Genomic DNA, 24,866 nt, shown 5'->3' with positions numbered 1-24,866 from the left:
CTGTTAATCATGGCTCATCAATTACCTGCTTTGCCTTACGCGAAAGACGCTCTTGAACCGCATATCGACGCGCTGACAATGGAAATCCACCACGGCCGTCACCACAACACTTACGTGACTAACCTGAACGCTGCTCTGGAACAAGCTCCTGAGCTGCAAGACAAGTCCCTGGAAGAACTGCTGGCTAACAACCTGGCAATCGTTCCGGACGCAATCAAAACGGCTGTACGCAATAACGGCGGCGGCCATGCAAACCACTCCCTGTTCTGGGAAGTTATCGGCCCTAACGGCGGCGGCGCTCCAACTGGCGCACTGGCTGCGGCAATCGACAGCGAACTGGGCGGCTTCGACGCGTTCAAAGCTGAATTCGCGAAAGCAGCTACAACTCGCTTCGGCAGCGGCTGGGCTTGGCTCTCCGTTAAAGACGGCAAGCTGAAAGTATCGAGCCTGCCTAACCAAGACAGCCCGATCTTCGAAGGCGAAACGCCTATCCTTGGTCTGGACGTTTGGGAGCATGCTTACTACCTGAACTACCAAAACAAACGCCCTGACTACATTGCAGCGTTCTGGAACGTTGTAAACTGGGCTGAAGTTGGCAAACGTTACGAAGCAGCTGTTAAATAAGCAGTTGCTTGAATACAAACAAGGCTGTCCCTTTGGGGCAGCCTTGTTTATTTTTATCGCAAAATGTCCCGCAGCTGCTGCTTCGTGCACACGGATAGGCATCCGCCGCATAAGATGGATCAGGATGATTGCCTAATCTGTCATACGAAGGAGTCTGACAAAGCGCATGAATAGCTATACTTATAAGTATATCGAAGGGAAAGGCAACAACACCGTTGTTAGCAACTGCGGCTGCGGGGGCACGCGGACGTTAATGCCCGGACCGCCTCCGCCACCTCCTGGACCAGGGCCGGGGCCGGGGCCAGGGCCGGGGCCATTCCCACCAGGGCCAGGTCCGTTCCCGCCTGGGCCGGGGCCATTCCCGCCAGGACCGGGGCCAGGACCGTTCCCACCGGGGCCGGGGCCGTTCCCGCCAGGACCGGGACCGTTCCCGCCGGGGCCGGGGCCATTCCCGCCAGGACCGGGACCGTTCCCGCCGTTTTTCCCGCCGTTCTTCCCGCCGTTCCCTCCTCAGCCCGGACCGGCATTTGTCACTGTCGTCATTAACGGCGGACGTTTCTTCCCGAACGTAACGAACGCTTACCGCGTACCGTTCTGGCCTGGCATGAGCATTCGCGATTCGCTTGCTCGAACCGGCGTTGTACGCTTCTCGTTTAACGGCCAGATTGCTTCGGTTAGCGGAATCCCGATCGGCGGACCAATTCAGTGTATTCTCCGCTTGAATGGCCGCGTCATACCGCAAACGCTGCTGACATTCCCGGTACAACGCTTTGATACGGTCGCAATCGAGTTGTTCTTCACGGCAACCGGAAGATCTGACGAAGAGGATGAACTACCGCAGGAGCTGACGGATATTGCCCATCTGAACGTTGCCGAACACTTTGCCACCTATGATCCGGAAGAGGTATAAAGTTGATCCGAGCTGCAAGGCCTTATTCGGCCTTGCAGCTTTCTTGTTTCCCCCCTGATAGGCTGTTGGCAGCCTTCCAGCTCCATATACATATACATGCAAGTTGCGCGTTGCACGAAATGCAGCATAATTAGCCAATCGGGCAGGGTTGAGCGAAATATACTGTACATGATGCATTATAATTCGCCGCACTGAGGCAATATAGCCAACCCTATGCCAAATATCCTACAATCTGTGCAGGATATTTCGTCTTACAGCACCCAAATGCACCATTATGTTGTATTTCGTGCAACGTTGGGCGAGCTGCTTAATCCTCTACCGCAGAGTGGGTTAGCCGCAGATTACCGTTTACGATCGAAAACAGCGCACCCGAGCAAGGCGCTCCCTTATAGGGCATGCAAAAAGGCCGCGAGCCTATGCCTGCGACCTTTCCTCCAACCTCTTCAACCTCATTTAGCCTTGGTAGGCTTATCTTGCTCTTCGCCTTGCTTAATGACCTTGCCCTTGCCGCTGATTAGCTTAAGCTGATCGTTCTCGTAGCCAACGTCATAGGTTACCTGATACTTGCTGAGCCGGTATTCGCCGTCCACCCGTTCGTCAACCGAAATGATTGCCGTAACGATCGCCTCGTCGTTGCTTTCCTTCGTGACGTGGATGTTGTCGATAACCACGTTCCGGGTCATCATGTAACCTTGGCGGAATACCTCGTAGCTGGTGCCAAGCTTCCAATTGCCGCCAAGCAGGGAATAAGCGTAAACGTAGTCGGCATTATTAAGACTATCGTAAAAGTGCGTAACCAAATATTCCGCATACTCGGTAATCGATGCATCCTTCTTCACGTTGCCGTCATCCTCGGCAGGCTTCCCTTCCGGCAAGGTCTTCATCGGATGCTCCGACCATGCCTCGGCCATGTCCAGCACGTTTACGATGGGTATGCTGAACCCAATCGAGCTTTGCTCGATCCCGGCGGAGTTAATGCCCAGAACCTCGCCTGTCTTCTTGTCGACCAGCGGTCCGCCGCTGTTGCCCGGAGCAATAGGCGCCGAGATCTGGTACAGGTCGTTATACGTGTAAGGCTTGATTTCGAAGCTCCGGCCTACGCCGCTGACAATGCCGGTTGTAACGGTATTCTGGAAGCCAAGCGGACTGCCTATCGCGATAACTTCATCACCAATCTCCGCCTTCTCCTTGCGCACCATCGAAAGCGGTTCTACTCCCGCTAGTCCGGCAACGCGTACAACCGCAACGTCAGTCTCCGTACTGATGCCGATAACATCTCCTTCGAGCTCGCGCGCATCAGCCGTTTTTACCGTCACCTTGCTCGCACCGGCAACCACATGGGCGTTGGTAATCAGGTCGCCTTTATCGTTATAGACGAAACCCGAGCCTTGCGTCCCGTCCTCCGTTTCGATCATGACAACGAGCTTTTGCGTTGCGTAAATAATATCCTTTAACGACTTAGGCGCACCAGCGTTAGCGTCAGCGAGTAAAGGCAAGCCGCTTAGCTGCTTCGGCACCTCCGCATGTATATAAGCAGCGGTGCCCGCTCCCGCGCAAAGCACCGCCACAGACGCGACGAGACTAATCCATGTTCCTTTTTTCATGACTAATTCCCCTAATCCAAATACCAAGTCATATGATCGATAGCCACTGTTGCATTCTCATCCTGCACATGATGAACCACAAAGGAGAAGCTGAACGTCTCGCCCGCCTCAATATAAGAAGGGGTAGCATCCACCTTGCCCGTTGTAATCACTTTTCCTTCCGAATCATGAACCGTATATTCAATAACAACGGAGTAAATCGGCCGGGTAGCTGCGTTGAGCAGTTCCCCCTTCACGTTAAAGTCGCCGAAAAGATCAAGCTGCGCGTCAATATGCTTCACCTTAACCGCTGCCGTCTGATTGATCAGATCCTCTTCCGCCGCCTTTTGCATCGCCTGCTCAATCCGCTGCTGCTCCGCGTCTTCGAAGTTTTTCTTCTCTACGACAATCCGGTCGTACAGCTTAGCCAGCTTATCGTTGTCGGGCGCGTAGATGAGCCCCTTCTGCGCTGCCGTAATAGCCGCCGAGAAGTTCTTCTTCTTCCGCATCGCGTCGGCCTCGTCGTAGCTGATATCCGCAATCTTCGCTTCAATTTTCTGTCGAAGCGCAAGCGCCTCATCGCCGGACAAGCCCTTCACCTGGTTATACTCTCCCGCAAGATCGTCAATGCCGGTCATGCTCTCATACTCCGACGATACTTGAAGCACCGTTACCTTCGTCGACATTTCTTCAACCTGATCCCTTACTCTGCCGAAAATCGGCTCTTCCCGGCCGCGCAGCTTCGACTTCACCTGCTCCAGCTGAATAGAGGCTTCGCCCAAATCCTGGTCATCCAGACGCTGCTGAATTTCCGTTAACGTACGGTCAAGGGATAATGCTTCCTCCACGACCTTCAAATCCGCCTGTACCGGCTTAAAATCCGGACGCGCATCCGCCGCTTTGTTCAGCTGCCGGAATGCCTCTTCGTATTTACCCGCCAATGCCTCCTGTCTGGCTGCATTTTGCCAATCCAGGACACGGTTATTTAATCTGGTTTCATATAAATAATAAGACAACAGCACCGCTGCAATACCAACGAGTACAATGACGGGGATCAATCCAATGAGCAAATTGCCCCTGCCAGTCTGCTTTAACGGCGTTTGCGACGTCTCCAATGCTGTGCTTGCCTGGTCCTTTGCCGTATCCCATTCTTCCAACGCTGCCGCCTTATCCTCTGTTCCATGTTGCAAATTCCGCTCTGGCTCCAGCAGCCTGCCGCATCTGCTGCAATATACGGCATCCGCATCATGCTCCCTAACGCAATGATGGCAATACAATTTCATTCTCCTCCAACTTGAGTGTTCATCTCTTTATATCTCTTATCTATTCTATATGAAAAAATAAATGATCTCCATTTTTCCTTTACGGAAAATAAAAAAAGTTTCTCCAACCCTTTCCAACTTTTCGCGCAAAAAAGCCGAACCCCGCTTCAGCAGGATCCGGCACATCTTAAATCGCCTATTTTACTCCAATCGGCACCATATACATACCCGTTCGTTCATCGCTGCAGATGGCAACCTCGATGCCGTAAATCTCCTTCATCGTATGCTCCGTCACCACGAATTCGGGAGGGCCTTGCAGCAACAGCTTCCCTTCCTTCATGACAAGCAAACGGTCGCTGTAGCGGATTGCCTGATTCAGATCATGCAGCACCATGACGATCGTCAGACCATGCTCGACATTCAGCCTGCGGATAAGCTCCAGCAGCTCATATTGGTAGAACATATCCAGAAAGGTCGTTGGTTCATCCAAAAAAAGAATCGGCGTCCGCTGCGCCAGCGCCATCGCGATCCATACGCGCTGCCGCTCTCCTCCCGACATCTCGGTCAGACGCTGCTTCCGCCTCCCGGACAATCCCGTCAGCTCCAGCGCCCATTCAATGGCAGCGTCGTCCTCTTCTCCGCCGGGCGTCCACATCTTGCGGTGAGGCAGCCTCCCGAAGGCAACAAGCTTCTCCACCGTTATATCGGACGGGGCTTCATTCTGCTGGTGGACAACCGCCAGCTTGCGGGCGAGCTCGCGCGGCTTGTACGCCGGAATCGCTTTGCCGTCCAGCACCGCTTCGCCGCTTTGCGGCAAGCAGTGACGCGACAATACGCCAAGCAAGGTAGACTTGCCGCTTCCGTTTGGACCGATGATGGTCGTGATTTTACCTTGCTCGATCGAAGCAGTCACCTCATGAAGGGTATGGGACTTCTCCTTATAAGCAAACGTCACTCGATTAAGCTCCAAATTCGCGTCCCCCCTTTTCTCAGCATAAAGACAAGAAACGGTCCGCCAATAACAGTCATTATAATCGATGCTGGAATTTCGGTAGGCGCCAGGACGGTGCGTCCAATCGTATCCGCGGATAAAATAAGCAGCGCTCCGGCCAGCGCCGAGAACGGAATAAGCGCTTTATGGTCGGAGCCGATAAGCAGCCTGGAGATATGCGGAATCAGCAAGCCCACGAACAGGATTAGTCCGCCAACCGCGGTCGCCACCGAAGCAAGCAAAACCGCAATGATGGAAATCACAATCCGCGCGCGGGCCACGTTCAGCCCAAGGCTGCCCGCCGTTTTATCCTGGAGCGACAGCATATTGCACCATGGAATAACCAGCAGGGAGAGCAGCAGGCCAATGGAGCCGTAAAGGCCTAGCACCTGAACATCCGTCCATGTCTTCATCGTAAAAATCGAGCTGATCGCCTGGTTTACCGACGTCACCGCATAGCTGCCCCGGTAGTTGAAGGACTGCCCGAGTCCCGTGAAGGTTGCGTTAATCGCGACACCGACCAGCAGGGTCCTCATCGGGTTAAGTCCGGATTTCCAGGACAACGAATACACGAGCAGGAAAGCTAGAACGCCGCCGGCAATCGAAAAAATCGGCATCCAGAAAAACATCGCCGGAAAGATCGTCACCATCAGCACGGACACAAAGCCGGCGCCGGAGGAAATCCCGATGACCCCCGCGTCCGCCAGCGGATTGCGCATGACAGCCTGAAGAAGCGCGCCCGACACCGCAAGCGCTGCCCCGCTGAGCATGGAGACCATAATACGGGGCAGCCGTAAATCGCGGACAACGGCCACTTCTTCGTTGTTTCCGTTTAATAATCCGTCAATAAGCTCAATAAATCCGACCTTAATGCTGCCCGTCGTCATCGACCAGAAGGTAACGCCAAGCAGCAGCAAGAGGATAACGGCAAAGCTGATCGTTTTTCTCATCGCGTTACGCAGCATCCTTCGCTTCGGGATACAACATCGGAACAAGCGACTTCAGCGCTTCGGCCGCGGCCAGATTAGCCGTTGTGCCAAACAGCTCTTCCGGAAGATCGTAGACCCGTCCGTTCTTCACCGCGTTAAAATGCTTCCAGATATCGTTCTTCTTGAACTCTTCGTCAAACATCTTGATCACCTCATCCGGCATCCCGTGAGCGGCACGCAAAATAATGTCCGGATTGGACTTTTGCAAATACTCAGTGTTGGAAGCCAAATACTCCACCTTCGCGCCGCTCGCGATATTCACGCCGCCGGCCAGCTGCACAAGGCTGCCGATATAGGATTTTTCCGTCGCCACCAGATAGCTGCCCGGAACGCCAAGCAATATGAGTACGGTAGGCCTTGTTTTCCCTTCCGTCGTCTTGCCGATCTCGGCAATCCGTTCATCGATTTGACTCACGATCTTAGCGGCCTGCTCCGCGCGGTCATATTTCTGCCCCAAAGTCTTGATCGCCTCTTCCATGCTCGCAAGGCTCGTCAGATCCAGGAAAGTCGCGTTAATCTTCGCTGCTTCGAAAGCAGGCTTCAAATCCACTTTAAGCGTGGTGACGGACAAGACCTCGGTTGGACGCAGCGACTTCACAAGCTCCATATCCGGACTCATCGGATTTCCGACCTCCTTAATCTCCCTGTAACGGTCCGGCAGCGTCTTCACGCTGGTCGGAACGCCTGCAAGTTCAAGCTCAAGCGCATCCATGATTTGAGTGACGGCAACGGTAGTGGATACGATACGCGGCGCTTCCTTCGCGGCTTCCGTTGCCGCGGGCTTGCTTGCATTTGCGGCGGTGGTTTCCGGCTCCCGTGCCGTTGTTCCGCCGGAGGAACAAGCGGCCAAGGCGCTTATGGATAGAGTGACGACCAGCATTTTCGCCAATCTGGCAAACATCTTATCTCTCCTTTCCGAAAAACAAGGCAGAGGATATCCGGCCTCCCGGACATCCTCCTGCATACGTTTATTTCGCTGCTGTTTGCTGCGCTGCTTGTGCCGCCGCGAAATCCAGAGCGCGAAGGATCAAAGTCAAAGCCTCGGCGCGCGTTGCATGGGCAAGCGGGTCAAACTTGTTATTGCCTTTGCCTTGGAGAAGGCCGTATTTGACCGCCGTAGCTACGGCTGCCTTCGCGTATTCCGGTACGCTGTTTGCATCCGCATAGGCAAGCGAGGCTGCCGGCTCAAGCGGCAAACCAAGCGCTTTGACGACCATTACGGCAATCTCCGTGCGCGAAATCTCTTGCGCCGGACGGAACGAATCATCCGCATAACCGCTGATGATGCCCGCTGCCGCCGCCTGTTCGATAAACGGCTTCGCCCATGCCGGGATGGAGGACAGGTCGCTGAAGTTCAACGATGCTCCGCCTTCCGAAGCTTGAAGCTTCAAGGCACGGCTGATCATAGCCGTAAACTCGGCGCGGTTAATCACGCCGTCCGGTTTGAATGTACCGTTGCTATAGCCGTTTACGATCCCAAGCTGGACGGCGCGTTTGATCGACTCGTTCGCCCAATGCTTTTCGACATCCTTGAAGGTTGTGCCAGGCTGTTCGGTCGAAGGATCGGTTGTTTCTTCCTCTTCCTCTTCGGGAGTGGAAGGTATTGACGGATTCCCCGTCCAACCCGGCTCGGTGTAAGTGAAATAACTGCCGAATTTGATATTTATGTTGTACTCTTCGTGATAACTAACAGCATCCCAGTCGATTTTGACCCAGCCGTTTACAATCTGAGACAGGTCGCTGACGGTGAATTTCACGTCTCGAGTGTTTTTCTCGGCATTGGAAGAGACTGTAGTTGGCGCCACGCCGTTAACCTTGAAGCCTGTAATCTCTTTGCTTTGCGTTAAGCGAAGAGTTACGGAATAGACGCCGTTATTCGCAACCAGCGTAGCCGGATGAACGGTATAACCATCCATAACCGAAGCTTGAGTCGTTCCTTCTTTCAAAATCGTGAAGTTCAGGCTGTACGTGCCGTTGGGGATCTGGTTGGGATCCACCGGCGCAGTACCGCCGCCGCCCGACGCGTTTGCTACGGCAGTTGTCAGAGCTTGTAATTGAGCAAGAAGCTCCGCTTCGCGGGAAAGCAAATGATCAACCGCGGCAGCTGCGGCGATCGCTTGCGATAATTGAGTGCTCTTGTTCGCGATGGCGTTAGCTTCGGCAAGCTTCGCTTTCAGCGCCGCTCTCGTTTCAGCCTTCGCATCCTGATTGATAACGATATACATCGGATGGTTGCCTTGCGTTGGTCCAGCCTGATAAATGATCTTGCCAACGATTGGATCGGTAAAGCTTGCAATCGCATAATCATAGACATGACCGATAACGGCGTTTTCCGCATTGTAAATCGAAGACACCTCGATAGGCGTAACGCCATCGATGACAAGCTGCAGATTGATGCCGGCGCTCAAAACGCTTACGCGCAAATACTTTTGGCCATCAAGCTCATACGTTTTAGCGTCATAGTAATTGGTTCCGACCGTCGCATCGTAAGATACCGTCTTGTCTGTCAATTTCACGTAGTTTAGCGTAACGGCGGCAGGCTGCAGCGTCTCTCTTGCGACAGCAGTTGTGAGAGCTTGTAATTGAGCAGCAAGCTCCGCTTCGCGGGAAAGCAAATGATCAACCGCAGCAGCGGCAGCGATCGCTTGCGTTAATTGAGTGCTCTTGTTCGCGATCGCGTTAGCTTCGGCAAGCTTCGCTTTCAGAGCCGCTCTTGTTTCAGCCTTCGCATCCTGATTGATAATAATATACATAGGGTGGTTGCCTTGCTGCGGGCCAGCCTGATAGGTGATCTTACCAACGATTGGATCGGTAAAGCTTGCAATCGCATAGTCGTAGACATGACCGATAACGGCATTTTCCGCATTGTAAATCGAAGACACCTCAGTAGGCGTTACGCCATCGATGACAAGCTGCAGATTGATGCCGGCGCTCAAAACGCTTACGCGCAAATATTTTTGGCCATCAAGCTCATACGTTTTGGCGTCATAGTAATTGGTACCAACCGTCGCATCGTAAGATACGGTTTTATCCGAAAGTTTTACGTAATTTAGAGTAACATCGGTAAGCTGTACATCCTCAGCCGCATAAGCAGCTTTAGAAAAACCTGAAAATAAGGCCAGAACTAATGCGATAATCAACATTATGGATATCTTTTGTTTTGTTTTCTTTTGCAGAACACTCTCCAACATTTCCGACAACCTCTCCTTATATAAAAATGAATAAGTTCAAAAATCTCATTTATGGTCTGGTCGAACGTTTGCGCCGTTGGACGATGAACATCACTGCCCCGGCTATAATAACACCAGCCAGAATATATATGCCTTTCAAATTCCGGCCGTTGTCGCCTGCCGGCTGCAAAGCTTCCTCTGCCAGCGGGGCGGAAGCCGTTTCTGCATCGGCATCGTCCGCGATTCCCGCGGCTATTGCTTCATCGCTGCCCGGACCGCTTGCTTCCGCTGCCTCCGGTTCCTCCGCCGCGGTTGAATCCGCCGGCGTGTCTGGAGACTTGCTCGCCTCCGGACTAATGGCATCGGCTGCCGGTGTTGCTGACGGCTCCTGCGCAGCGGAAGCGCCAACCGCTTCCGGGCTTTCTTTGCCGTTGCCGGAACCGGCAGCCGCTGCGCCGCTTGCCCCCTTCTCCTCCGTGGAGGCTGGCTTCACCGTTGAAGCCGGGGGCTCCTTGCTGCCGGATGGCTTTGCGGTGCCGGTGCTTATGCCCTTATCCGCTGCCTGCGTTTCCTTTGGTGTTTCCTTCGGCGTCTCCGCCGGCGTTTCTTTTGGCGTCTCCGTCGGTTTTTCCGCAGGCATCCCCGCCGCTTTAATCGGCTTGAAGCTGTTCGTATCAAAAGAGAAGCGGATCGTATACTTATGGTCGTAACCGATATCCTCAACCGTCACATGGATCTTGGCGGAAATAGGCTTCGAGAGATCATCCGCCCGGAATTCAACCGTTCTTTTGTCCGCGGCTTCATCCGTGCCCACCACTTTCACGGCGGAGTAGGATCCGCTGCCCGACGGAACGCTGAACTCTTTCACCCACTTGGTGTGATTAATGGTCATCCGGACCGTCGTGGCGTTGCCAGCAACCGTGACGGTCGCCGGCTTCTCCCAATAATCGTTGGCAATCGATGCGGAATCATCCTCGGCTCTGAGCACCACGTAATCGGCCGAGTAGCTTCCGGCTTCCAATGAGGCTGCGGCGGCGGCGTAAGCTGGAATACAGGCGATGATGACCAATAACGAGAGGATCCACGCGCCCATTCTCCCTATTATTCTTTTCACTGAAACCTCCAAAATTAGTTTACTTAATTACATTTATTTACTTTAAACTAATGGATATAAGAGAAAATAATTACACAAATTATGACACTACCTTATTGATTATCATTCTCACTAAGGATCAAAAAAAATAGGATCTTCATCCTCCTTCCCAGCTGACAATAAAATTTGGGGCTATAAGCAAGCCCAATCCTTGTATAATCAAGGATTTCGGGCATGAAGAAGTACATTGGGCCCATAAAACACCCGTATCGTTCTCCCTCGCATGCCAGACCTCATGTAAACTCAATGAGAAAATTATCACAGTTTAATTGAGAACGTCAACCATAAATATGAAATTCAGCTCAATTATTTTTATTTTTTATCACCTGAAATTTTTATCTAAAAAATTCCTGAAAATCTATTGACGTTTTAAGTGAGAATGAATATCATTATTATCAAACTGAGAATCGTTCTTGATTACTTGGCCACTTTTACCCATAAAGGAGGGCAATCATGCGTAATCGCTTATCGCTATTAGCAGCCGTTGCGGCCATTATCGTTATAAGCTGTTGCGCTTGCGGCAATACTTCGCCGCCCGCTGAAGCAGGCAGTAAAATCGCGATCAAGGACTTCACCGGAAGAAGCCTAGGCTTTAACCATGTTCCGGAACGAATTGTTGCGCTTGGCAACGGCGAAGCCGATATTATCTACGCGCTTGGCGGCAACCTGGTTGGTCGCCCTACCTCCGAGCTGCCTCAAAGTCTGGAAGCCTTAAGCGAGGTGAAGCAGATCGGGACCGCGCATGAGGTCGATCTCGAGAAAATTACGCTGCTGCATCCGGATGTTGTGCTTGGCAACAGTCCAATGAACACGAAGGACATCCCGACCATCGAGAGCATCGGCTCCAAGATGCTGCTTACGAGCGCTAATTCCGTCCAGGAAATTACGCAGCAAATCGAATTGTTCGGCAAGCTTCTTCAACAAGAGGATCGGGCAAGCGAGCTCGTGGACCAAATCAACGGTCAGCTCGCCGAGTATAAGGCAGCCGTTGCGGCAAACAGCCCTAAAGTGCTGCTCGTCTACGGAGCTCCCGGGACGTTTATGGCTGCCCTTCCTTCTTCGCTTGGCGGCAACATTCTTGAACTCGCCGGAGGCGTAAACATCGCTGCTGACTATCCCCGCCTGCAAAGCTACCCGCAATACGCGCAGCTTAGCAATGAACGGATCGTACAGGCGAATCCGCAATACATATTTATCATGACGCATGGGAATGTGGAGCAGGTAAAGGAAAGCTTCTTGAAGGAAATGGCGGACAACGCGGCTTGGAACCATGTAGACGCGGTAAAGCAAGGTCATGTCGAGATTCTTCCCAATGATCTGTTCGGCACCAATCCGGGAACCAGGGTCATGGAAGCTTTGACACTCATGCGCAATCAATTGTCCGCAAGCTGAAAGGGAAAATCATGAACATCAAGCAACGTACCAAACGCCGAAAACTCGTTCTCTCCATCGCGCCGGTACTCGTTATCGCAAGCCTGCTGCTTGGCCTTATGGCGGGCTCCGTGCCTGTCGCGCTTGAAGATATTTGGCATGCCTTAACGGCCCGGGGGGACTCTCCGCAGGATACGATCGTCTTCGATCTCCGGCTGCCCCGCGTTCTGATCGGATTATTAACCGGCGCTTGTCTTGCCGCCTCCGGCGCTATCCTGCAGGGCGTCATGCGCAATCCGCTTGCCGATCCCGGCGTGATCGGCGTATCCTCCGGCGCTGGCCTGGCAGCCGTTATCACGATGGTTCTGCTGCCGCAGTTCAGCTATCTCTTGCCGGCGGCAGCTTTCCTTGGCGCCTTACTATCATCGGTCATCATCTACACGCTGTCGTGGGATAAAGGCGCTTCCCCGGGCAAAATCGTACTCGCCGGCATTGCCTTAAACGCGTTGATAGGCGCTGTCATGAACGGGGTGATGGTCATGTACAGCGACCGCATTCAAGCCGTGCTGCCTTGGCTGTCCGGCGGTCTTAACGGCAGAAGCTGGCATCATCTCTCCTTCATGCTGCCTTATGCGGCGGCAGGTCTTCTATTGTCCTTCCTGGCCATCAAGCCCGTCAATCTGCTTATGCTCGGGGATGATTCCGCCAAGCTGCTTGGACAAAAGGTAGAAACGCAGCGCATGCTGCTTATTCTCCTCGCCTCCCTGCTGGCCGGAACGGCCGTCAGCGTTGCCGGGCTGATCGGCTTTGTCGGCCTGATTGTCCCGCATGCGATAAGACTGATGATCGGCGACGATTACCGCTACCTGATGCCGGCATCCATTCTTGGCGGCGCAGCGCTTGTCGCGCTGGCGGATACGGCCGCCCGGACGGTGCTCGATCCCGTCGAGCTGCCCGTCGGCATTTTGCTGGCCTGCCTTGGGGCACCGTTTTTCTTATATCTGCTTAGGAAAAGGAGCAATTGGCGATGACAGCAGCAGAGACAAAAGGACTGACGCTGGAGCGGGGCATGTTCAAGCTTACGGACGTCAATGCCATCATTCCGAAGGGGAAAATAACCGCTATCGTGGGACCAAACGGCTCCGGCAAATCCACCCTTCTCTCTCTGATTACCGGACTGTCTTCCCCTGACGAAGGCAGCATTACGATACTAGGCAAACCCGCCGAGCATTATTCCAGGGCAGACTTCGCCAAGGCGGTCTCCATGCTCCCGCAGTCCAAGGAGTTTATGCCCAATGTCACGGTCCGGGAATTAATCGAATACGGCCGGTCCCCTCACCGTTCCATGTTCTCGCGGAAGCTCTCCAAGGAAGATCACGACGTGATCGAATGGGCGATGCGCCTGATGAGAATCAGAAGGCATGACGACCGCATGTTTGCCACCCTCTCCGGAGGGGAGCAGCAGAAAGCCCGGATCGCCATGGCGCTCGCCCAGAAGACCGGACTGCTTCTGCTGGACGAACCAACGACTTATCTCGATATCGCGCATCAGCTCGAAGTGCTTGAAGCGCTTGTCAGTCTTAACCGTCAGCAGCAGACAACGATTGTTATGGTGCTGCATGACCTGCAGCAGGCTGCCGCTTATTGCGATCATCTGATTGCAATGAAGGACGGCGAGATTCATTCGGCCGGCGAGCCTAAGACCGTATTATCTAAAGGATTCATGAGAGAAGTGTATGAACTGGAGGCAAAGGTCAGCTTCGACGGCCATTACCCCATTATTATTCCGGTTCGAAAACAAAACGAGGAGGAACAAACAATGATTATCGTAACGAACACATCGCAGATCGTAAAAGGTAGCGGTGACAAGCTTGTTGAGCGTTTTGACCGGATTGGCAAGGTGGAGCAGATGGAGGGCTTCCTCGGACTCGAGGTATTGTGGACGCAAAATTTGAAAGAGTATGACGAGGTAGCCGTTGTTACCCGCTGGACTTCCAAGGATGCTTTCCAGGCGTGGACCAAAAGCGAAGCGTTCCGCGAATCGCATAAACACCGCAACATCCCGGACTATATTCTCGATAACAAAATTACGTTCCAGGAAGTAAAAATCAGACGCAATCCGATTACGGAAACGGCATTGGATGAGACGGCAGCGCAGTAGGTAGATGACCTGTTCGGCAAAGCCCTCGGTTTGAGTGCTTTGCTTTTTTTGCGACAAAAATTCACGTTGCACTGGAAAATAACAGTAAAATTGCCCCGGAATACGTTTTTGTCTTCGTACATGGCTAATTTTAATGGAGCAAATTCAATGTAGGCAAAATCGCCTCAAGCGGGGGAGGCCAAAAGCGCTCTTCCCGACACAAGCTTTGGCTCAAATCAGGCCGTTAATTAGGTAAAGTTATCTTAGTATTAATAAAAAACGCCGCCGCGCAGAGGTATCCCCCTTCACAGCAGCGTTTTTTTCTATTCTTCAGCCTAGGCGCTCGCGCAAATATTTGCGCACTTCCTCCGACAGATCCTCCCGCTCCAGCGCGAAATCAATCGTTGCTTTCACGAAGCCCAGCTTATCGCCCACGTCATGGCGTTTGCCCGTGAACCGATGCGCCAGAATCGGAGCGAAATGATTCAGCTGCTGAAGGCTGTCCGTCAGCTGAATTTCTCCGGCCTTGCCCGGCTTCGCATGCTCCAGCAGCTCGAAGATCGCCGGATCCAGCACATATCGCCCGACAACCGCCCAATTGGATGGCGCCTGTCCCGGCGCAGGCTTTTCGATCAGGTCAAGAATGCGGTTCTGGGAAGGGTCGGCGTTATCAAAAGCGGCAATGCCGTATTTATGCGTCTGATTCCAAGGCACCTCCATCAGGGCGACAACCGAGGAACCCGTCTCCTCGTACTGATGGATCATCTGCTGCAGGCATGGCGGCTCGGAACGAAGGATATCATCGCCAAGCAGCACCGCAAACGGCTCGTCCCCGATAAAACGCCGCGCGCACAAAACGGCATGTCCGAGCCCAAGCGGTTCCTTCTGACGGACGTAATAGATATCGGCCAGGTGCGAGATGTCGCGGACGATGGCGAGCATCTCTTCGTTGCCGCGTTCCTCGAGTTCCTTCTCCAGCTCGTAAGACTTGTCGAAATGATCCTCGATCGCCCGCTTATGCCGCCCGCTGACGATAATGATACTGTCGATGCCGGACTGCACCGCTTCTTCCACAATATATTGAATAGCCGGCTTATCGATAATTGGAAGCATTTCCTTCGGCTGCGCCTTGGTTGCGGGCAGGAAGCGCGTACCTAGTCCCCCTGCTGGAATAATGGCTTTGCGTACATGCTGCCTCTTCTTCTCATGAAACATGGCAGTCACCCTTTCTTGTTTCACATTGGCGGCTCGGGATCGAGCGGCAGCCGGACGACAAATACCGCCCCTTGTTCCGCATCCTCGATCTCGATCGTTCCGCCATGAATATCGATAATCTTCTTCACAATAGATAAGCCAAGCCCGCTTCCGCCCTCGGAACGGTCCCTCGACGGATCGATTTTGTAAAACCGTTCGAATACCCGGTCCCGTTCCTCCTCCGGTATTCCGCTGCCCGTATCGGAGATCCGGACGACGGCATAGCCGTTTTTCTCCGAGAGCTGGAACGAGATTTTGCCTTCCTCGGGCGTAAATTTCATGCTGTTGGCAAGCAGGTTGATCCATACCTGGCTCAATTGATCCTCGTCGGCTTTAATCACGGTCTCTTCCATTAACAGCTCTACCGTCAGCCGCTTCGCAAGCCAGGTCGGCTCGCAGGACAAAACGACGTCGCGGAGCTGCCTGTCCAGCCGGTAGGTGACCGGCTTGTACGGATGATGCTCGGAATCGAGCGACGCCAGCTTCAGCAGATTTTCGCTTAACCTGGATAGACGGCTGCTCTCCTGCTTAATAATACCAACATAACGATTCCGGTCCCCTTCCGTCAAATCCTCGCTGCGCAGCGCCTCGGCAAAACCGCCGATCGAGGTGAGCGGCGATTGGATTTCATGCGATACGTTGGATACGAAATCGCGCCGCATCGTCTCGAGCTGCGACAAGCTATGCGCCATCTTGTTAATGCTGTCCGCAAGCTCGCCCAGCTCGTTCTTATGCGACATCGGAAGCTGTACGCCAAAGTCGCCTTTGGCTATGCGGGTGGTGGCGGCCGTCATCATTTTGAGCGGCTTCACCAGATAACGGGCGGCGAACAGAATCAGGATACAGCCGACGACCAGCAGCGTAATCAGAATGGTGAACGTATTCCGCTGGAAGCTTCGAACCTGCCGGACATGATCCGGAGTAATAAACACGGCCCATTCCGTATTGCCGAATTGGGCCAGGCGGCCGTATGCCGGAGGCGAAGGCGGCCCGCTCTGATGCTCGTCCGCGAAGTTTACCCGTTCCGTTTTGCCTCCAAAAATGTTCTCGACCGTCTTGTAAGTCAAATGGTTCACGATCGCCCGGCTTGATCGCCCGACTTGAATAACAAGCCCGTTCCGGTTGACCGCAACGATCGACATCTCCTGAAGGCTTGAGACCTGCTCAAGGAACATCGGCAAGGACCGCGGAGACGAATCGTTGTACAGCCGCTCAAGCCGGGTTATCATCATTTCCTCAAGACCGTTCTGCCCTTGCAGATCCCGCCGGAACAGCTGGTTCGCCGTATAATAGGCAATACTGATACTTACTAATACGATGACCAGAAAAGTCACCGCTATTCGCACGTACAAGCTGCGGATCATGCCCGCTCCTCCAATCGGTAGCCAAGGCCGCGGATCGTCACGATGCGGAAGCCGAAATCCTCCTCCGGAAACCGTTCGCGAAGACGCTTAATATGTACATCAACCGTACGCTCGTCCCCTTCGTAGTTCATCCCCCACAGCTGCTCGATCAGATGCTCCCTCGTGAAGGTTTTGCCCGGATAGCTCGCCAGCTTGAAGAGCAGCTCGAATTCCTTCGGCGGCAGCAGAATCTTCTCGCCGTTCGCGGCAAGCTGGAAATCCGAGCGGTTCATCGACAGCCCGCCAAGCTCCACGACCTGCGAGGAAGCAATGCGGTAACGCTTGAGCAGCGCCTTGACCCGGACGATCAGCTCCGGCGGATCAAAGGGCTTCACCACGTAATCATCGGCGCCAAGCTCAAAGCCTTTTACCTTGTGAGCCGTCTCGCCCTTGGCCGTCAGCATCAAGAGCGGCATGTCGAACGACTCGCGCAAAGAAGAGCATAAAGCCCAGCCGTCCATCTTGGGCATCATCACGTCAATCACCGCGAGATCGGGCTTCACCGCCTCCAAGCGGGTTAAAGCGTCTTCCCCGTTGGTCGCTTCAATCACTTCATAACCTTCTCTCCGTAAAAACAAGCTGACCAGCTCTCTTATATTGGGATCGTCGTCCACGACGAGTATTTTCGGCATAATGGAGCACCCCCTGTACACTATCTTTCTACAATAATACATCTAGATGAAAATAAGATGAACTGTGTTGACAAAGTTTACAGATTGTAATAATTTTAAACTAGAAATTGCGACATATACCAACAACATATAGATGAGTGGAGGAATTCTTCATGTACAAAACAGTCATTATCGGTACCGGCCCTGCCGGATTAACGGCGGCGATCTATCTGGCGCGCGCAAATATGGAGCCTCTCGTTATCGAAGGCTGGCAGCCAGGCGGTCAGTTGACGACTACAACGGAAATCGAGAACTTCCCGGGCTTCCCTGAAGGCATTCTCGGCAGCGAATTGATGTCCAACATGCGTAAGCAAGCGCAGCGTTTCGGCGCATCCTTCCGCAACGGCTCCGTAAAAAGCGTCGACTTCAGCAAACGCCCTTATACGCTTGACGTTGAAGGCATCGGCGAGATTCAAGCCGAATCCGTCATTATCTCGACAGGCGCTTCCGCGAAATACCTCGGCATTCCGGGCGAGCAAGAAAACATCGGACGCGGCGTCAGCACTTGCGCAACCTGCGACGGCTTCTTCTTCCGCAACAAAAAGCTGATCATCGTTGGCGGCGGCGACTCCGCTATGGAAGAAGCGGTGTTCCTGACTCGCTTTGCATCCGAAGTAACGGTTGTTAACCGTCGCGATGAGCTCCGCGCTTCGAAAATCATGCAGGACCGCGCACGCGCGAACGAAAAAATCAGCTGGAACCTGAACAAAACTCCGCTTGAGATCGTTCCCGGCGAAATGGGCCTGAAAGGTCTGAAAGTACGCAACAACGCAACCGGCGAAGAAGAATTCGTGGAAGCGGACGGCGTGTTTATCACGATCGGCCATACGCCTAACACGAAATTCCTCGGCGGCCAAATCGACACCGACGAGCAAGGCTACATCATCGTGAAGCCTGGCACCTCGGAAACCAACATCCCTGGCGTATTCGCATGCGGCGACGTACAAGACCGTCAATACCGTCAAGCGATCACGGCGGCAGGCAGCGGCTGTATGGCTGCTCTGGATGCGGAACGCTTCCTGGAAGCGCAAAGCCATGACGCGGTGCATGCTTAAGATTTTATAAATTCGGGATTGCCAGTGGCTCGTTCGGACGGTTCGTAGTATAATGAGGAGGTTCGAACGACAATTTAAAGGCAATGCTACCTATAAAGGTACAACCTCGCTGATTTTTATAATTAGCAGGTTGTGCCTTTTTCTGTTTTCTACCCCATTATCCGATTGGAGTGATCTTACCCTTATGCTGCTGGAAGCGATCTATCACAGGCCGAAGCAAAACTGGGCTTACGCTTATAACCATACCACCCTGCATATCCGGATCCGCACGAAAAAGAACGATGCCCGGAGCGTGGAGCTCATTGCGGGAGATAAATACAACTGGGCCGGAACGTTTACCGTTGCCCGGATGAGCGTGCTCTCCTCGGATGCGCTTTTTGACTACTGGGAAGCTTCCATAGAACCTCCCTTCCGCCGGCTTCGTTATGCGTTTCGCCTTACCGGTGCCAATGCCGACGACGAGACGGTCTATATGACGGAAAGCGGCTTCCCGGCCGAGCTGCCGGATAATCCGAATACTTTTTTCGACTTCCCTTATATTAATCCGGTGGATGTGTTCTCTCCTCCGGCATGGGTGAAGGACGCGGTGTTTTATCAGATCTTCCCGGAACGCTTTGCAAATGGCGATCCTTCGTTGAACCCGGAGCTAACGGAAGCCTGGGGCGGTACGCCAACGCCAACGAACTTCTTCGGCGGAGACCTGCAAGGCGTGCTGGACCATCTGGATTATCTGGCCGAGCTTGGCATTAACGCGGTCTACTTCACCCCGCTCTTTGAAGCAACGACCAACCATAAATACGATACCGAGAACTATATGCAGGTGGACCGTCATTTTGGCACAAACGAGAAGCTGAAGGAGCTGGTCGGGGAATGTCATAAGCGCGGAATCCGGGTGCTGCTGGATGCGGTATTTAACCATGCGGGCCGTACGTTCCCTCCTTTTGTGGATCTGCTGAAAAACGGCGAGAAATCCGTCTATGCGAACTGGTTCCATGTGCGGGAGTGGCCGCTTCGGGTGGAGGACGGCATCCCTACTTACGAGACGTTTGCCTTTGAGCCGATGATGCCTAAGCTGAATACGGAAAATCCGGATGTGAAGGCCTACTTGTTCAATGTGGCGCGTTATTGGATCGAGAAGATCGGAATCGACGGCTGGCGGCTTGACGTGGCCAACGAGGTGGATCACCAGTTCTGGCGGGAGTTCCGCCAAGCGGTGAAATCCGTAAATCCCGATGCGTATATCCTCGGCGAGATCTGGCACGACGCGATGATGTGGCTGGAGGGCGACCAGTTCGACGCGGTGATGAACTATCCGTTTACGAACGCGGTGCTCGACTTCTTCGGGCATCAGACGATGGGGGCGAAGGCTTTCGCCGATGCGATCGGCAAGCAGCTGGCCGCTTATCCGCAGCAGGTGACGGAAACGGCGTTTAACCTGCTGGACAGCCATGATACGCCGCGTCTTCTGACGATTTGCGGCGATGAAGTCGACTCGATGAAGCTGGCGGCTTTGTTCCAGCTGACCTATCCGGGTACGCCGTGCATTTATTACGGCGATGAAGTGGGCATGAACGGCGCGGGCGATCCCGACTGCCGGAAATGCATGGTGTGGGAGCCGGAGCAGCAGGATCAGGAGCTGCTCGCTTTCTATAAGCAGGCGCTTGCGCTTCGGCGCAAGCACGCCGCGCTGCGCAGCGCGGACATCCGCTTCCTTCAGGCAGCGGATGGCGAAGACGGCGGCGTTATCGTGTACGAACGCCGCCATGGGGACGAGCGCATCCTCGTCGCGATGAACGCGCGAGGACGCGAGGCGGTTGCCGCCGTGACAGCTGGCGGCAGCTGGGTGTCGCTGCTCGGCGATGAGCAGCGGCTAGAGCCGGCAGCCGGGAAGCTGCAGCTGCGGCTCCCGGGGTACGGCTACGGTATTTGGAAGCAGCTTGTTTAAACGGAAAGACGGACACAGCATCAAGCTGTGTCCGTCTTTTTGTGTTTAGCCAATTACCATTCCGCGAACGAACCGTCGTCATAGGCGAGACGCGGCGTATCCCAGTCGCCTCCGAAGCTGCGTTCGATCAGCGCTTCTTCGTTTATTTCAATGCCAAGCCCCGGTCCCTCCGGGATGGCGACATGGCCGTCGATGACTTCGAACGGCTTGCTTAAGTAGCCTTCGCCCAGATCCCACTTCTCCGCCATGGAAGGATGCTCCTGAATGAGGAAGTTCGGCGTGCAGGCATCAAGCTGCAAGCAAGAGGCGAGAGAGATCGGCCCAAGCGGATTATGCGGGGCGACCGAAGCATAGTAGGTTTCCGCCATGGCGGCGATTTTGCGGCTTTCGAAGATGCCGCCGGCATGGCACAGGTCGGGCTGCACGATCGCCACGGCGCCTTTCTCGAGTGCCTCGCGGAAGCCCCAACGCGTGAACAGGCGCTCGCCGGTTGCGATCGGAATACTCGTCGATTCGGCGACGCGCAGCAGCTGGTCCACGTTTTCCGGCAGGCATGGCTCCTCGATAAACATCGGATAATAAGGCTCCAGCGCTACTGCCAGACGAATGGCCATCGCCGGGCTGACGCGTCCGTGAAAGTCGATGGCGATGTCAACGCCGCTGCCAACCGCCTCCCGCGCTGCCGCAAACTTGTTCACTTGGCTCTCCACGAAGGCAAGCGAATCCACGTTGCGGACAGGCGCGTCAACGCCTGTCTTTATGGCCTGGAAGCCGGCTGCCACTCTCAGCTTGGCGTTCGCGGCAAATTCCTCCGGCGTTGCGCCGCCGCAATGGCTGTACATGCGGATCTTGTCGCGGACGCGCCCGCCCAGCATTTCATAAACGGGCATGTTATGGAACTTGCCCTTAATATCCCAAAGCGCCTGCTCGATGCCGCTTATCGCGCTGACGAGAACCGGACCGCCGCGGTAGAATGTGCCGCGGTACATGATTTGCCAATGATGCTCGATGCGCAGCGGATCTTCGCCGATCAGATAGCGCTTCAGCTCTTCGATAGCCGTCGCAACCGTCAATGCGCGACCCTCTACGATAGGCTCGCCCCACCCGGCGATCCCTTCATCGGTCTCAATCTTCAGGAACAGCCAGCGCGGCTTGACATGGTAGAGCTTCATATCCGTTATTTTCACGATCAGGACTCCTTTATTTGATGAACTCGGCAGCTGCCGGTTAGCCGTTAATTCCTTTCTCCGCCCATACCGGGAGAAGAGCACCGCCATCCATATAAAACGTTGTTCCCGTGACGTAGCCCGCGCTGTCCGAAGAGAGGAATACGGCAGCCGCCCCAACCTCCTCCGGCGTGCAGAACCGCCCCATCGGAATGCGGGAAGAAATATCCGCGATGGCCTTCTGTACGCGTTCGTCGCCTTCGGTCCAACTGTTTCTCGTGTAGCCCGGGGCGATTCCGATGACCCGAATGCAGTGAGGCGCGAGATCAAGCGCCATATTTTTGGCCAGCTTGTTCACGCCGGCCTTCGCCGCCGCGTACACCGTCGAATTCGACCAATTGCCTTCCGCATGATTCGAGCTGATATGGATAATGACGCCGCGCGTGCCCTGTTTGACCATCAGGCGCGCCGCATGCTGAGAACAGAAATATAAACCGCGCAAATCGGTATTGATGACCTCTTCGAACAGCTCCGGAGGCGTCTCCAGGAACGGCTTCATCCGCGTGATGCCCGAGTTGTTCACAAGCACGTCGAGCCGGCCGAATCGGCTCTCCACCTGTTCGATCAACATCGCGATCTGGTCCAGATCGGCGATGTTCGCTTGGACCGCTTCCGCCCTCACGCCATATTCCAGCAGCTGCCGGACAACTTCCTGCGCCTGCTCGGCGCTTTTATTGTAATTGACGCACACATCGTAACCGGCTTTTGCAAACTCATGCGCGATCCCTTTGCCAATCCCTCGTCCCGAACCGGTTACCAAAGCGACTTTTCGTTCCAATTCGATCCCCTACCCTTTCAGTCCCGTGAAAGAAACGCCTTTCTCAATCAGCTTCTGACAGGACGTAATAATGATCATAAGCGGTATCGTAGCGATGACGAGACTTGACATAATGACGTTGGAGCCCAGGCTTCGCCGCTGCTGGAAGTCGTTCAGCGCAACCGTAAAGGTCCAGACGTTTTGCGTTCTCGCAACAACAAGCGGCCATAGAAATTCGTTCCATACCGCGATAAACGTCATGACCGCCACGACCGTAAAGATTGGCGCCGACATCGGCACAACAATGCGATAAAAGATCTTCATCTCGCTTGCGCCGTCAATCCGTCCCGCCTGCAGAAGCTCGCCCGGCAGCTGCTCGAAGAAGCCTTTGAACAGGAAGATTACAATCCCCCAAGCGGTATGCGGCAAAATAATCCCCCACAAGGTGTTGACCAGATGCAGCTTATCCATCGTCAGATAGAGCGGAACGAGTATCGCAATCTCGGGAATCATGATGGTCGCAACGAAGAAAAGCGTCAGCCAGCCGCTGATGGCACCTCGCATGAGATGCGCCAGCGCATAGCCTGCCGTACCGCCGATGATAAGCTGAAGGATAATCGTTGCGCCTGTGACAAAGACGCTGTTCAGCAAGAAGTGAGGAAAGCCGTATGATGCGGCAGTCGATTTGCTGTCCGAACTGCCGGTCATTTCCCACAGCACGATGTAGTTGTCGAACAATCGCTTCCAGTCGCTTATTTCATCGATGGTCAACACCTTGCCTTTGACCACTTTTGACTCGGACAGCCATTTGAGCGCATTGGCCGCCTGTTGCGGCAGCTCAGAGGGGATCGCCGTTTCGCCGCCGTACTTGCCGCCTTCCTCCATATAGTCAAAGGTCGTCAGCTTGCGGTCCCGAATTTTCTGCAGCTTGTTCTTCATCGTGGCATGGGTGGCGACCATCGTAGGGACGATCTCGGAGCGTCCCACCGTAAACTTGTAGGAAGGCATGGAGGCTTTGTAGACAACTACGCCGTCCTTCACTCCTGTTATCTTCATCGCGCCAACCGCTTCATTTTGCATGCGTTTCCAGGTAAACCAGATCGCTTCCATCGCATCCAGCTCGTAATCTTCCTTCTTCAGATCCGTGCCGTCGTAATTAAGGGTCACGCTGACGGATTTCGGCACCTCCGGAACCCAGGTCGGCGGAAACTTGTAGATGGTAATGTTGTCCTTCATCGATGAGCTGACCATCCAGAACAGCGGCACGATGGAGGCCAGGATAAAAAATATAGCAACCGAATAAGAGACGATTTTTACCGATAATGAACCCTTCTCCTTGATGCGTCCGCGTCCAGCCATGAGATGCTCCTTCCTGCTTAGCCAAATTTCCTAAGGGCAATTAATCCTTGTTCGACAATTTGATTTGCAAATAGGTAATGACCGCAATAATGACAAACATAACAAACGAAATCGAACCCGCCACGCCGAACCGGAACTCTTTAAACGAGCTGTTAAAAACAAGCATGGAGAGCGTCTTCGTGCTGCTGGCCGGGCCGCCGCCGGTCATAATATACATCGGGTCGAAGGTTAAGAACACGCCGCAAATAAACGAAATAAATTGAATGCCGATAACAAACTTGAGGCTTGGGAACACGATGGAGCGCATTCGGCGCCATGGTCCGGCACCGTCGATTTTGGCCGCTTCGATATTCTCGCTCGGAATGCCCTGCAGCGCGGAATAGTAGATCAGCATCCCCATTCCCGTTGCGAATACGCCCGGCAGCACGATTGACCACTTGGCCATGGAAGGATCATTCAGCCAGCCGTAAGGGCCAAGTCCGATAAAATGGAGCAGATAGTTCAACAATCCGTAATCCGGATTGTAAAGCCATTTCCACAGCAGGTAGCCGGCAACCGCGGGCACCGCCGTCGGCAGCAAATACAAGGACCTTAACGTTTTGCTCGCGAACTTGATCTCGTTAAGCAGCACCGCCTGTACAATCGGCACCCAAAACGTGAGAATGAAGTAGATAAAGAAGAACGCAAAGGTATTTCGGAATGCATTCCAGAACTCGGTGGAATGGATTAAATACTTATAGTTATCCAGCCAGACGAACTTGCCCGGCGGGTTGATGACTTTGTAATCGAAGAAGCTCATGTACACGGCTTGAAGAAGCGGATAATACTTGAACAACAGGAAACAGACAATGGCAGGAGATACGAAAGCGATCGCTGTCCAGGGGATCTTAATCCGGGGTCTGACCCGCGCTTGCACCTGAGGCTTCCGGCCTTCTATGGCTGCTTTCAACGTTTGACGCCTCCTTTCCAAATGGCAGGCGGAGCAGCTTGCGGCGTTTGCGCT

21 protein-coding genes are annotated in these 24,866 nt (G+C 53.9%); 7 read left to right on the top strand and 14 right to left on the bottom strand.

Features of this window, described 5'->3' with window-relative positions:
• The first annotated feature begins 9 nt into the window (after nucleotides 1-9).
• Both CFI03_RS07615 and CFI03_RS07610 read left to right on the top strand, forming a co-directional pair.
• Complete coding sequence (locus tag CFI03_RS07615; RefSeq protein ID WP_116394081.1) at nucleotides 10-624, top strand: superoxide dismutase; 615 nt, start codon at nucleotides 10-12, stop codon at nucleotides 622-624.
• Between the two features lie 166 nt (nucleotides 625-790).
• Nucleotides 791-1,534, top strand: coding sequence for a hypothetical protein (locus tag CFI03_RS07610; protein ID WP_116394080.1), 744 nt, complete (start codon nucleotides 791-793; stop codon nucleotides 1,532-1,534).
• 449 nt (nucleotides 1,535-1,983) lie between these two features.
• Here the strand turns inward: CFI03_RS07610 and CFI03_RS07605 are convergent, their stop codons facing one another.
• From CFI03_RS07605 to isdC, 7 genes are all read right to left on the bottom strand, one after another.
• Nucleotides 1,984-3,138 (bottom strand): S1C family serine protease, encoded by a 1,155-nt coding sequence (locus tag CFI03_RS07605; RefSeq protein ID WP_116394079.1) that lies wholly within the window; start codon nucleotides 3,136-3,138, stop codon nucleotides 1,984-1,986.
• Nucleotides 3,139-3,149: 11 nt separating this feature from the next.
• Nucleotides 3,150-4,400, bottom strand: a complete 1,251-nt coding sequence (locus CFI03_RS07600) for an FxLYD domain-containing protein (protein WP_116394078.1) — start codon at nucleotides 4,398-4,400, stop codon at nucleotides 3,150-3,152.
• Between the two features lie 175 nt (nucleotides 4,401-4,575).
• A complete protein-coding gene (locus CFI03_RS07595) occupies nucleotides 4,576-5,349 on the bottom strand; it encodes an ABC transporter ATP-binding protein (RefSeq protein ID WP_116394077.1) in 774 nt (257 codons plus the stop codon).
• Nucleotides 5,331-6,320 carry a FecCD family ABC transporter permease gene (locus CFI03_RS07590; RefSeq protein WP_116394076.1) on the bottom strand — a complete coding sequence of 330 codons (990 nt, stop codon included), beginning with the start codon at nucleotides 6,318-6,320 and terminating at the stop codon, nucleotides 5,331-5,333. Before CFI03_RS07590 ends, CFI03_RS07595 begins: the two co-directional genes overlap by 19 nt.
• 4 nt (nucleotides 6,321-6,324) lie before the next feature.
• Complete coding sequence (gene isdE, locus CFI03_RS07585) at nucleotides 6,325-7,260, bottom strand: heme ABC transporter substrate-binding protein IsdE (RefSeq protein ID WP_116394075.1); 936 nt, start codon at nucleotides 7,258-7,260, stop codon at nucleotides 6,325-6,327.
• A gap of 67 nt (nucleotides 7,261-7,327) precedes the next feature.
• On the bottom strand, nucleotides 7,328-9,550 hold the full coding sequence (locus CFI03_RS07580) for an S-layer homology domain-containing protein (protein ID WP_116394074.1): 2,223 nt from the start codon (nucleotides 9,548-9,550) through the stop codon (nucleotides 7,328-7,330).
• 49 nt (nucleotides 9,551-9,599) lie between these two features.
• Nucleotides 9,600-10,643 (bottom strand): heme uptake protein IsdC, encoded by a 1,044-nt coding sequence (isdC, locus tag CFI03_RS07575; protein ID WP_248756973.1) that lies wholly within the window; start codon nucleotides 10,641-10,643, stop codon nucleotides 9,600-9,602.
• Nucleotides 10,644-11,135: 492 nt separating this feature from the next.
• On the opposite strand from isdC, the gene CFI03_RS07570 reads away from it, so the two are divergent.
• The 3 genes from CFI03_RS07570 to isdG are packed head-to-tail and all read left to right on the top strand — an operon-like array spanning nucleotide 11,136 to nucleotide 14,214.
• Nucleotides 11,136-12,074, top strand: a complete 939-nt coding sequence (locus CFI03_RS07570) for an ABC transporter substrate-binding protein (protein ID WP_116394072.1) — start codon at nucleotides 11,136-11,138, stop codon at nucleotides 12,072-12,074.
• Nucleotides 12,075-12,085: 11 nt separating this feature from the next.
• The gene (locus CFI03_RS07565) at nucleotides 12,086-13,084 is read left to right on the top strand and encodes a FecCD family ABC transporter permease (protein WP_116394071.1); all 999 of its coding nucleotides are present in this window, start codon (nucleotides 12,086-12,088) and stop codon (nucleotides 13,082-13,084) included.
• Nucleotides 13,081-14,214, top strand: a complete 1,134-nt coding sequence (gene isdG, locus CFI03_RS31005) for a heme oxygenase (protein ID WP_116394070.1) — start codon at nucleotides 13,081-13,083, stop codon at nucleotides 14,212-14,214. Before CFI03_RS07565 ends, isdG begins: the two co-directional genes overlap by 4 nt.
• Nucleotides 14,215-14,523: 309 nt before the next feature.
• Here the strand turns inward: isdG and galU are convergent, their stop codons facing one another.
• The 3 genes from galU to CFI03_RS07540 are packed head-to-tail and all read right to left on the bottom strand — an operon-like array spanning nucleotide 14,524 to nucleotide 17,482.
• Nucleotides 14,524-15,408: a UTP--glucose-1-phosphate uridylyltransferase GalU gene (gene galU / locus CFI03_RS07550; RefSeq protein ID WP_116394069.1), complete on the bottom strand. Its 885-nt coding sequence runs from the start codon at nucleotides 15,406-15,408 to the stop codon at nucleotides 14,524-14,526.
• Nucleotides 15,409-15,428: 20 nt separating this feature from the next.
• Nucleotides 15,429-16,811, bottom strand: coding sequence for a HAMP domain-containing sensor histidine kinase (locus CFI03_RS07545; RefSeq protein WP_116394068.1), 1,383 nt, complete (start codon nucleotides 16,809-16,811; stop codon nucleotides 15,429-15,431).
• The gene (locus CFI03_RS07540) at nucleotides 16,808-17,482 is read right to left on the bottom strand and encodes a response regulator transcription factor (RefSeq protein WP_116394067.1); all 675 of its coding nucleotides are present in this window, start codon (nucleotides 17,480-17,482) and stop codon (nucleotides 16,808-16,810) included. The genes CFI03_RS07545 and CFI03_RS07540 overlap by 4 nt, the downstream gene beginning before the upstream one ends.
• Before the next feature lie 152 nt (nucleotides 17,483-17,634).
• Here CFI03_RS07540 and trxB point away from each other — a divergent pair, with 152 nt between their 5' ends.
• Together trxB and CFI03_RS07530 are read left to right on the top strand one after the other, a co-directional pair.
• A complete protein-coding gene (gene trxB / locus CFI03_RS07535; protein WP_116394066.1) occupies nucleotides 17,635-18,576 on the top strand; it encodes a thioredoxin-disulfide reductase in 942 nt (313 codons plus the stop codon).
• A gap of 184 nt (nucleotides 18,577-18,760) precedes the next feature.
• Nucleotides 18,761-20,521: an alpha-glycosidase gene (locus tag CFI03_RS07530; protein ID WP_116394065.1), complete on the top strand. Its 1,761-nt coding sequence runs from the start codon at nucleotides 18,761-18,763 to the stop codon at nucleotides 20,519-20,521.
• Between the two features lie 53 nt (nucleotides 20,522-20,574).
• Here CFI03_RS07530 and dgoD read toward each other — a convergent pair whose 3' ends face one another.
• From dgoD to CFI03_RS07510, 4 genes are read right to left on the bottom strand one after another with little or no spacing between them, the layout of a single operon-like run.
• On the bottom strand, nucleotides 20,575-21,708 hold the full coding sequence (gene dgoD, locus CFI03_RS07525) for a galactonate dehydratase (RefSeq protein WP_116394064.1): 1,134 nt from the start codon (nucleotides 21,706-21,708) through the stop codon (nucleotides 20,575-20,577).
• Nucleotides 21,709-21,748: 40 nt separating this feature from the next.
• A complete protein-coding gene (locus tag CFI03_RS07520) occupies nucleotides 21,749-22,525 on the bottom strand; it encodes an SDR family NAD(P)-dependent oxidoreductase (protein WP_162862768.1) in 777 nt (258 codons plus the stop codon).
• Nucleotides 22,526-22,534: 9 nt separating this feature from the next.
• Nucleotides 22,535-23,863, bottom strand: coding sequence for a carbohydrate ABC transporter permease (locus tag CFI03_RS07515; protein WP_116394062.1), 1,329 nt, complete (start codon nucleotides 23,861-23,863; stop codon nucleotides 22,535-22,537).
• 40 nt (nucleotides 23,864-23,903) lie between these two features.
• A complete protein-coding gene (locus tag CFI03_RS07510) occupies nucleotides 23,904-24,812 on the bottom strand; it encodes a carbohydrate ABC transporter permease (RefSeq protein ID WP_116394061.1) in 909 nt (302 codons plus the stop codon).
• Between the last annotated feature and the right edge of the window lie 54 nt (nucleotides 24,813-24,866).

The sequence above is a fragment of the Paenibacillus sp. ATY16 genome (assembly GCF_003399985.2).
Classification (GTDB): Bacteria; Bacillota; Bacilli; order Paenibacillales; family Paenibacillaceae; genus Pristimantibacillus; species Pristimantibacillus glycanilyticus.
Note: the sequence above shows the minus strand (reverse complement) of the source record. Positions and strands in the feature narration are given on the sequence as shown.